The sequence below is a fragment of the Paraburkholderia sp. SIMBA_030 genome (genome assembly GCF_046535245.1).
Classification (GTDB): Bacteria; Pseudomonadota; Gammaproteobacteria; order Burkholderiales; family Burkholderiaceae; genus Paraburkholderia.
In genome coordinates this window covers 1-245 of sequence record NZ_JAWRXB010001364.1, presented here as the reverse complement: position 1 = coordinate 245, position 245 = coordinate 1, and the positions used below count along the sequence as shown (strand labels likewise).

At 65.7% G+C, this 245-nt stretch carries 1 protein-coding gene; it reads left to right on the top strand.

Annotated features, from left to right (window positions below):
* Window positions 1-245 (top strand): SGNH hydrolase domain-containing protein (locus SB772_RS44495; protein WP_410839089.1); only part of this gene is annotated, 245 nt, incomplete at both ends.

The following is a 245-nucleotide window of genomic DNA, read 5'->3' as shown; positions in this document are numbered from 1 at the left end:
CCAAGTCCATCGTGGTGCTCGGCGACTCCCACGCTCAGCAGTGGATGGGGGCGCTGGCCCCCCTCGCGGAGACCGAGCACTGGAAGGTCACCTCCCTGCTCCTGGGTGGTTGTCGGACTATGCCTGAGACGCCGGCCGCGAGCGCGGAGTGCAACACCTTCAATGCCGCCGCCCTGAAATACGTGGAGGCCAACAAGCCGAGCGCAGTGTTCATGGTGGGAACTGATGCTTCCCCTTCCTCCCCG